Source organism: Sphingopyxis soli (assembly GCF_018682675.1).
Taxonomy (GTDB): Bacteria; Pseudomonadota; Alphaproteobacteria; order Sphingomonadales; family Sphingomonadaceae; genus Sphingopyxis; species Sphingopyxis soli.
On record NZ_JAFMTR010000100.1, the window covers coordinates 22,940 to 30,424 of the forward strand.

A 7,485-nucleotide genomic window follows, 5' to 3' on the forward strand; every position below is an offset into this window, starting at 1 on the left:
TTTGTCCGACGCCGCGGGAACATGGCGGCCCACCCGCTGGTTCTACCTGCGAGAGGCTGCTCCCCGCCTCTTCGAGAAAGGAGAACCCCCGTGGGTGAACTGACGGAAAAGGCAAAAGGTCTTCGCAACGAAGCGATCGGCAACACCAAGCAAGCCATCGGCAAGGCGACCGGCAACGAACGCCTGCGCGCCGAAGGCGAAATGCAGGAGCGCAAGGGCGAAGCCCAGAATCTGAAGGGCAAGGTCAAAGGCGCGCTCGGCGACAAGATCTGACGATTTTCGTCGCGGATGAAAATGGCCCCGGGATTCCCTCCCCCGGGGCCTTTTCATTTTGTCTCTTGTTCCTCCCTGCCGCCAGGCGGAGCGGACAAAGGTAGGATAATCAGGTGCCGCCAGACGCGACCAGATCGACATCGGTCATCCCGCCGTCGCGGCGCAGCATCACGACATAGGCGAGGTCGCCCTTCGTGCCGCCGAGCATATGCTCGTTGCCGCGCACGCGGTGGTCGCTGGTGTAGCCGGCGCGGATCGCCATCGTGTGGTAATAGTCGAGCACGCCCTGGATAGACGCGGCGGTCTGGAAATTGACGACGCGGATGTTGCACTTGCCGCCGGCGACGCCCGCCGCTTCGCGCAGCGTCGCGCGCGGATAGAGCTTGAACGCAGCGGGCAGGCGGTCGGCCCACTGGTTGCCATAGGTCAGCTTGGCGTCGCAGGCGCCCTTTTGCTGGTCGCGCGCGAGCGCGCCGATCGTGACCGGACGCTTGGCGTCGCAGTCGCCGTCGCAATTCTCCTCGAACGCCAGCGCCTTGGGCGCCTGCAGCAGCTTGCCGGCTTTCAGCGCGGCGGCGGCCTCGGCGGCGGTGGCCGCCTTGCCTGCGGCGACGCCGGGCGCGCGGCCGTCGACCGGCCGGTTGCCTGGACCCGCGGCGTTGCGGTTCGCCTGACCCGTCAGCTTCGGGTCGACCATGATCTTGTCTTCGAGCGCGCCCTTCACCACCGGGTCGGCGTCGGTCAGCCCGTCGTCGAGCGGCTTGAGGTCGGCCTTGGCATCAGGATTGTCGCGGCACCCCGCGAGCGGTGCCGCCGCGATCAGCAGGCCGGCGACCAGCCATTTTCCGCGCACCATCATAGCTAACACTCCCTTAATATCCCGTCGGGAATGCCCGATCCTGGTTAAAAAGGCTCAAATAAAATGCGTTAATGCGTAACGCTTTGTTATCCGAAAACTGTGCCGGAGCGAGACGGAAGCAATCCCGGCGCGGTGCGGATCAGCCGCGACGTTTCGACCGCCGCCTGCCGGTGGACCACCGCCTGACGATAGACGGGATCGGTGACCATTTCCATGAAGGCGCCGCTGTTCGGATATTCGGCGACGAACATCGCGTCCCATTTCTCGCCGTCGGGACCGATCAGCATCGCCTCCATCGACCCCCGCCAGACGATGCTGCCGCCGACGCGCTGAAGCACCGGGCCGCTGTCCCGACCATAGTTGGCATAAGCCTCGGCGCCGCTCAGGCCCCTGTCGGCAAGGGGGTGATCCGCAGGATAGGTCGCCTCGTCCTTGAAGCGGACGAGGTTCAGCATGTGGATTTTCGTGTCGCGCGGCAGCGCCTTGAAGGCGTCGAACTGCGCGCGTTCGGGGTCGACATGCTTGTCGCTCATGGCTGGAACTCCTTGCGTTTGACGCGCCAGGCGTCGGCGCTCTGCGTCCAGGCGTCGACCGGCGAATCCTGAAAGGGGGCGGGCAGGCGCGTCGGCCCGCTGTTCGTCGCGCCGAGCCGCTTCGCCAGCGCCTGCGAGCGCGCGTTGGCGGGGTCGATGCTGTGCATCAGTTCGGGCCATTTCAGGAATTCGACCGCGAAGTCGCACGCCGCCACCGCGCCCTCGAAGGCATAGCCCTTGCCGGCGAATTTGGCGCGGACGCCGTAAGCGATCTCGGGCGCGGGCCAGCCGTCGGGCTCCCACGGTCCGAGCCGTCCGACCCATTCGCCGCTGTCGCGCTCGATGACCGAAAACATCGAAAAGCCCCTGATGTGCCAAGCGCCCGCGAGCGTGCACCATTGCCGCCACGCGGTCGAGCGCGGGCAGGTGCCGCCGATGAAGCGCATCGTGTCTTCCTCGGTGCACATTTCGGCGAAGCCGTCGAAATCCTCGGGCGCGGGCGGGCGGAGGATCAGCCGCTCGGTCACGAGCAGGGGGCCATTCAGCATCTAGTCTCTCCCGCAGCAGTCGGAGACGCTTTTGCGGGAAGACGAGGGGAACGGCAAGAGGACGCGCTTGAGGGCGCCGGCGATTGACCGGCGCCCTCTCCATCACGGGGTGCAGGTGGAGGGGTCTCGGACCCACACCCGCGACGGGTCAGCGATTTCGTTTAGCGGCAGCGATATTTGTCGCGGTCGATCTCGCGGCCGAGCAGCGCGCCGCCCGCGGCGCCGAGCACCGTGCCGAGCAGCTTGTCGCCATTGCCCGCGATCTCGTGGCCGGCGAGGCCGCCGACGGCGCCGCCGATCAGCAGGCCGGTCGTGCCATTGTCCTTCTTGCAGCGATAACGACCGTCGCTGCCGCGCCAGATGCGGGTGTTCGGATTGATCCGCTGGTCGCGCGAGGCGTAATAACGGCGATCCTTCTTGCGATAGAAATTCGCGCCTTCGTCGACCTTGCTATAGCCCTGTGCCGGGACTGCGTGCGACAGACCGGCATAAGCCGGGGCGGTGCCGACGACGCTCGCGGCAACGAACACACCCATCAGGCTCTTGGTCAGAATACGCATCTTTTTTCCTTTCCTGGTTTCGACGCGTCCTTCCCGCCAGGGACCGGGCGCTTCGAGGGGAAGAACGAGCCGGGTTCATCGGGCGTTGCATGAACGGGAGGCAACAAGACGAAGCGAGCCTTTCCGTCGATGAACCGAAACCGGCTTGAAGGGCGGCGCGGGGCGTGCGACAGTGACGACATGCTCAATATCGCCTCGCTCGTTATCGGTGTCATCGCATTGATTTTGGCCGTTTTTGCTTTCATCCCGCTGCTCGGCTGGGCGAATTGGGTGATCGTGCCGTTTGCGGTGGTCGGCCTCGCACTCGGGGCAATGTCGGACCGGACCGCGGGGCGGAACCTCAATATCGTCGTCATCGTCATCGGCATCGTCCGGCTGATGCTCGGCGGCGGCCTCATCTGATCCAGAGCGGCGGCGCGTCATGAACAAGGCACCAGCCCCCGCGGGGAGCCACGAAGGCGGGCTGCCCTATGCGCTCGCGGCCTATGGTATCTGGGGCTTCGTCCCGCTCTTCTTCAAGCTGCTGACCAGCGTCCCGCCGGTCGAGGTGCTCGCGCAGCGCATCGTCTGGTCGCTGCCGCTTTGCTTCCTGATCATGGCATTCCGGCGACAGATCGGCGAGTATCTGGCGGTGCTGCGCGACTGGAAGGTGCTGCGGCTGCTGCTCGCGAGTTCGGTGCTGATCGCGGTCAACTGGCTCGTCTATATCTATTCGATCTTCACCGACCATGTGCTCGCGGCGAGCCTCGGCTATTATCTCAATCCGCTGGTCAATGTGATGCTGGGGATGGTTTTTCTGGGTGAGCGACTGTCGCGGATGCAGATGCTGGCGGTCGTCATCGCCGGGGTCGGCGTCGCGATCCTGCTCGCGGGCGCACTCGATACCCTGTGGATCAGCCTGACGCTCGCGTTCAGTTTCGGCATCTATGGACTGCTGCGCAAGATAGCGCCGGTGGGGTCGCTGCCCGGCCTGTCGGTGGAGACCACGGTGCTGTTGCTGCCCTCGCTTGCTGTGGCGGGCTATTATCTCGCGGCCGCCGACGGGCGCGGCTTTGGGTCGGAAAGCTCGATCAGCCTGCTGTTGATGGCGGGCGGCGTGGTGACGGCCGTCCCGTTGCTGCTGTTCGCCACCGCCGCGCGCAAGATGAGTTATGCGGCGCTCGGTTTCGTCCAGTATCTGGCGCCGACGATCCAGTTCCTGCTCAGCCTCTTCGTCTTCGACGAACCGCTGAAGCCGGTGCAGCTCGTCTGCTTCCTGCTGATCTGGGTCAGTATCGCGGTGTTCAGCTTCGACATGTGGCGCAAGATGCGCGCCGACCGGATGATGCCCGCGGCTTAGCGCCGCCGATTGCCTTCTTCGTCATGCCGGACCTGATCCGGCATCCACCGCGGCGCCGCAGTCATGGACCCCGGATCAAGTCCGGGGTGACGAAAGAAAATTAGACAAGCTTCCAGCCCAGAGTTTCGCCCGCGTGGAAGGGCACGACTTCGCCGATCGTGTCCGGCACGACCGTCGCGCCGCGTTCGAGCGTGATGGTGCCTCCGTTCAATGGCAGGCCGTAGAAGTTCGGGCCATGCTCGCTGGCGAAACCCTCGAACTTGTCGAGCGCGCCTTCCTCGTCGAACACCGTGATGTAGCTTTCGAGCGCATAGGGCGCGTTGAAGATGCCGGCACAGCCGCAGGCGGCTTCCTTGGTGTGCACCGCGTGCGGCGCGCTGTCGGTGCCGAGGAAGAATTTGGGCGAGCCCGACACCGCCGCGGCGCGCACCGCGAGCCGGTGGTGCTCGCGCTTGGCGACGGGCAGGCAATAGGCGTGCGGGCGGATCCCGCCGACGAGCATCGCGTTGCGGTTGATGTGGAGATGCTGCGGCGTGATGGTCGCGCCGACATTGGCGGGGGCGCTATTGACGAACTCCACCGCCTCCGACGTGGTGATATGCTCGAACACGATCTTGAGCTCGGGCATCCGCGTCACCAGCGGCGCGAGCGTGCGCTCGATGAACACCGCCTCGCGGTCGAAGATGTCGACGTCATGGTCGGTCACTTCGCCGTGGATCAGCAGCGGCATCCCGATCTCTGCCATGCGTTCGAGGACGCCCATGATGTTCGCAACGTCGGTAACGCCGTGCGCGCTGCCGGTTGTCGCGTGGGCGGGGTAGAGCTTCGCCGCGGTGAACACCCCCGCAGCATGGCCGCGCGCCATCTCGTCGGCGTCGCTGCTGTCGGTCAGATAGGCGACGATCAGCGGCGTGAAGTCATGGTCGGCCGGAACCGCGGCGCGGATGCGGTCGCGGTAGGCAGCGCCCTCGCTCGCCGTCGTCACCGGCGGCGACAGGTTCGGCATGACGATCGCGCGCGCGAACTGGCGCGCGGTATAAGGCGCGACATGATCGAGCATCGCGCCGTCGCGAAGGTGCACATGCCAGTCGTCGGGGCGGCGGATCGTCAGGCGGTCGGTCATCGGGAGACTCGTCAACTTGCGGGTTGGTTTTGGCTGCCGCGTCCCTAGATTATCGCCATGGCCAATACCACCCTCCCGACGACTTTGGTCGAGCGCGCTCTCATCCGTCTCTCCGGCGAAGATGTTCGGGGCTTCCTGCAAGGTCTCGTCACCAACGATGTCTCGGGCAATCTGCCGGTGTGGGCCGCGTTGCTGACGCCGCAGGGCAAGGTGTTGTTCGACTTCCTGATCTGGGGCGACGAGGACGACGTCCTGATCGACTGCGAGCGTGATGCAGCGGGCGATCTCGCCAAGCGGCTCACCCTCTATCGCCTGCACCGCGCGATCACGATCGAGCGCGAGCCCGATCTTTGCGTGCATTGGGCCAGGGAGGGCGACCTCGGCGTCGTCGACCCGCGCCTTTCGGATCTCGGTCAGCGCTGGCTCGCCCCCGCCGACGGCGATACGGGCGCCGACGCCGCCTGGAAGGCGCACCGCTTGTCGCTCGGCGTCACCGAAGGGCGCGCCGAACTCGGCGACGGGACGACGCTCTGGCTCGAATGCAATGCCGCCGAATTGAACGGTGTCAGCTTCACCAAGGGCTGCTATGTCGGCCAGGAAAATACCGCGCGGATGAACTGGCGGCAGAAGGTCAATCGCCGCCTGGTCGTCGTGGCGATCGCCGAAGCCGACGAAAGGCGACAGGTCGTGGCCTGGCCCGACCTCGGTTGGTCGGTCGAGCATCGCCGCGTCGAGGCCATCGATCCGGCGGCCGCGCCCTATTGGATGCGCGAAGGGCTGGCGGATGCCGGATCATGACAGGCGCAGGCATGCGTGCTAATCTCCCCGCCATGCGCGCCCTGCTGATCCCGTCGGCGCTTGCCGCCGCCTTCATCGCAACGCCGGCCGCTGCGCAAAGCGGCTGCGCGGCCCCATCCGCCGCCGACATCGCCCCGCTGGTCCCGATCGAGCCCGAAGCCGCCGCCGAGCCCGCGCCGCTGGCGCCGCTGGCGGCGGATTCGCCATGGCGCACGCGTTTCGAGGCAGCGGCCGACGAGCTGCTGCCCGCGCTTCGTTCGGGCGACTGGCAGTCGAAGCTCGGCGGCCGCTGGCTGGGAGAGGCCGACCGGCAAGCGGTCGCCGCGCTGCTCGCCGACCGGTGCGCCGCCTTCGCTCCGCTGCTCGGTTCGGGCAAGCCGCTCGAACGCCGCATCCTCGGCTGGGCGATTCCTGCCAGCTATTCGCCGGACGATCGCGCCGAGATCGCCGCGCGGCCCGAGGCGGAGGCGCTCGTCTGCTGGTCGGCGGCGAGCGGAGGGGTGTGGCCCGCGACCGCCGCGGAGGCGGATAATCGCGCGGCGCGTCCCTACGCTTGCGTGCGCATCGCCTATTCGGTGCGCGGCGGCGTGCCGCGCTGGCGCGCCTTCGTCGAGCGCGGCTGACTTAACCATTCTCCAACCCCGATCTGCGACAAGCGCCGGCATGTTGGGGCGCTTCATTACCTTTGCCGTCATCGTCGTGGCAGGCTCGGTGGGTCTGGTGGGCTTTGCCGACCGGCCGTCTGTCGGGGCGCCCGCCGCCAAACCTGCCAATCAGGGCAATTTCACGACGCAAAAGCGCGGGCAGAGCAGTTGGTCCTCATCGGCGCCGGCCGGCGGGTCGCATTCGGGCGAGGCGCGACTGACGCGCGCGCCCGACTCGCATTTCTATGCCGATGTCGAGGTCGAAGGGCGGCCGGTCCGCATGATGGTCGACAGCGGCGCGTCGATGATCGCGCTGACACGCCGCGATGCCGAAGCGGTCGGGATCGACGTCGACCGCCTGCCGGTGGGCGGCATGGCGCAGACCGCGGGCGGGCAGGTGCCGATGCGCATGACGATGCTCGGCAGCGTCGAGGTCGACGGCATCGAGGTTCGCGGCGTGCAGGCCGCGGTGATCGACGCCGACATGGGGGTCTCGCTGCTCGGCCAGAGCTTCCTCGCGAAGCTGGGCACGGTGAACGTCGAGGGTGACACGATGACGCTGCGGTGACGGGCGTCTGCTTTGGGGTGGATTCCAGCCCTTCAAATCTCGTCATGCTGGCTACGGCGATGGCCTCGCTGTTTCAGCATCCATGGCCGGGCCTTGCATCCGGCGCCGCACCGAAGGAAACGGCAGACGATGGACCCTGAAACAAGTTCAGGGTGACGATAAAAGATGGGTCAGCAATCGGCCGTTTTCAGACCTTCGTCATTCCGGACTCGATCCGGAATCCATTTTTCCAGCGCTGCG

At 66.5% G+C, this 7,485-nt stretch carries 11 protein-coding genes; 6 read left to right on the top strand and 5 right to left on the bottom strand.

The features are described from left to right. Positions 1–90: 90 nt before the first annotated feature. Positions 91–273 (top strand): CsbD family protein, encoded by a 183-nt coding sequence (locus tag J1N50_RS15090; RefSeq protein WP_215355157.1) that lies wholly within the window; start codon positions 91–93, stop codon positions 271–273. Positions 274–382: 109 nt separating this feature from the next. On the opposite strand, the gene J1N50_RS15095 is transcribed toward J1N50_RS15090, so the two are convergent. The 4 genes from J1N50_RS15095 to J1N50_RS15110 all read right to left on the bottom strand — a co-directional run bounded on the left by J1N50_RS15095 (position 383) and on the right by J1N50_RS15110 (position 2,773). Continuing rightward, positions 383–1,132 carry a hypothetical protein gene (locus J1N50_RS15095; protein ID WP_215355159.1) on the bottom strand — a complete coding sequence of 250 codons (750 nt, stop codon included), beginning with the start codon at positions 1,130–1,132 and terminating at the stop codon, positions 383–385. 86 nt (positions 1,133–1,218) lie between these two features. After that, entirely contained in the window at positions 1,219–1,665 is a 447-nt protein-coding gene (locus tag J1N50_RS15100; protein ID WP_215355161.1) for a DUF1330 domain-containing protein, read from the bottom strand. Continuing rightward, the gene (locus J1N50_RS15105) at positions 1,662–2,213 is read right to left on the bottom strand and encodes a GNAT family N-acetyltransferase (RefSeq protein WP_215355163.1); all 552 of its coding nucleotides are present in this window, start codon (positions 2,211–2,213) and stop codon (positions 1,662–1,664) included. The genes J1N50_RS15100 and J1N50_RS15105 overlap by 4 nt, the downstream gene beginning before the upstream one ends. A 161-nt stretch (positions 2,214–2,374) precedes the next feature. Further along, on the bottom strand, positions 2,375–2,773 hold the full coding sequence (locus J1N50_RS15110; protein WP_215355165.1) for a glycine zipper 2TM domain-containing protein: 399 nt from the start codon (positions 2,771–2,773) through the stop codon (positions 2,375–2,377). 129 nt (positions 2,774–2,902) lie between these two features. On the opposite strand from J1N50_RS15110, the gene J1N50_RS15115 reads away from it, so the two are divergent. Then, positions 2,903–3,175 carry a hypothetical protein gene (locus J1N50_RS15115; RefSeq protein WP_425516951.1) on the top strand — a complete coding sequence of 91 codons (273 nt, stop codon included), beginning with the start codon at positions 2,903–2,905 and terminating at the stop codon, positions 3,173–3,175. 19 nt (positions 3,176–3,194) lie between these two features. Further along, a complete protein-coding gene (gene rarD / locus J1N50_RS15120) occupies positions 3,195–4,112 on the top strand; it encodes an EamA family transporter RarD (protein WP_215355167.1) in 918 nt (305 codons plus the stop codon). A gap of 100 nt (positions 4,113–4,212) precedes the next feature. Here the strand turns inward: rarD and pyrC are convergent, their stop codons facing one another. Beyond that, positions 4,213–5,235: a dihydroorotase gene (gene pyrC / locus J1N50_RS15125; RefSeq protein WP_215355169.1), complete on the bottom strand. Its 1,023-nt coding sequence runs from the start codon at positions 5,233–5,235 to the stop codon at positions 4,213–4,215. A gap of 57 nt (positions 5,236–5,292) precedes the next feature. On the opposite strand from pyrC, the gene ygfZ reads away from it, so the two are divergent. Genes ygfZ through J1N50_RS15140 form a run of 3 tightly spaced genes read left to right on the top strand, consistent with a single transcriptional unit; the run spans position 5,293 to position 7,245 of the window. Beyond that, entirely contained in the window at positions 5,293–6,033 is a 741-nt protein-coding gene (ygfZ, locus tag J1N50_RS15130; RefSeq protein ID WP_215355171.1) for a CAF17-like 4Fe-4S cluster assembly/insertion protein YgfZ, read from the top strand. A gap of 11 nt (positions 6,034–6,044) precedes the next feature. Beyond that, on the top strand, positions 6,045–6,656 hold the full coding sequence (locus J1N50_RS15135; RefSeq protein WP_215355173.1) for a hypothetical protein: 612 nt from the start codon (positions 6,045–6,047) through the stop codon (positions 6,654–6,656). Between the two features lie 40 nt (positions 6,657–6,696). Further along, entirely contained in the window at positions 6,697–7,245 is a 549-nt protein-coding gene (locus J1N50_RS15140) for a retropepsin-like aspartic protease family protein (protein WP_215355176.1), read from the top strand. Positions 7,246–7,485 lie beyond the last annotated feature (240 nt).

Bases quoted from the DNA above. Each gene is read 5' to 3' on its own strand.
- J1N50_RS15095 (WP_215355159.1), bottom strand. From the start codon at position 1,132: ATGATGGTGCGCGGAAAATGGCTGGTCGCCGGCCTGCTGATCGCGGCG.
- J1N50_RS15100 (WP_215355161.1), bottom strand. From the start codon at position 1,665: ATGAGCGACAAGCATGTCGACCCCGAACGCGCGCAGTTCGACGCCTTC.
- J1N50_RS15105 (WP_215355163.1), bottom strand. From the start codon at position 2,213: ATGCTGAATGGCCCCCTGCTCGTGACCGAGCGGCTGATCCTCCGCCCG.
- J1N50_RS15110 (WP_215355165.1), bottom strand. From the start codon at position 2,773: ATGCGTATTCTGACCAAGAGCCTGATGGGTGTGTTCGTTGCCGCGAGC.
- J1N50_RS15115 (WP_425516951.1), top strand. From the start codon at position 2,903: ATGAACCGAAACCGGCTTGAAGGGCGGCGCGGGGCGTGCGACAGTGAC.
- rarD (WP_215355167.1), top strand. From the start codon at position 3,195: ATGAACAAGGCACCAGCCCCCGCGGGGAGCCACGAAGGCGGGCTGCCC.
- pyrC (WP_215355169.1), bottom strand. From the start codon at position 5,235: ATGACCGACCGCCTGACGATCCGCCGCCCCGACGACTGGCATGTGCAC.
- ygfZ (WP_215355171.1), top strand. From the start codon at position 5,293: ATGGCCAATACCACCCTCCCGACGACTTTGGTCGAGCGCGCTCTCATC.
- J1N50_RS15135 (WP_215355173.1), top strand. From the start codon at position 6,045: ATGCGTGCTAATCTCCCCGCCATGCGCGCCCTGCTGATCCCGTCGGCG.
- J1N50_RS15140 (WP_215355176.1), top strand. From the start codon at position 6,697: ATGTTGGGGCGCTTCATTACCTTTGCCGTCATCGTCGTGGCAGGCTCG.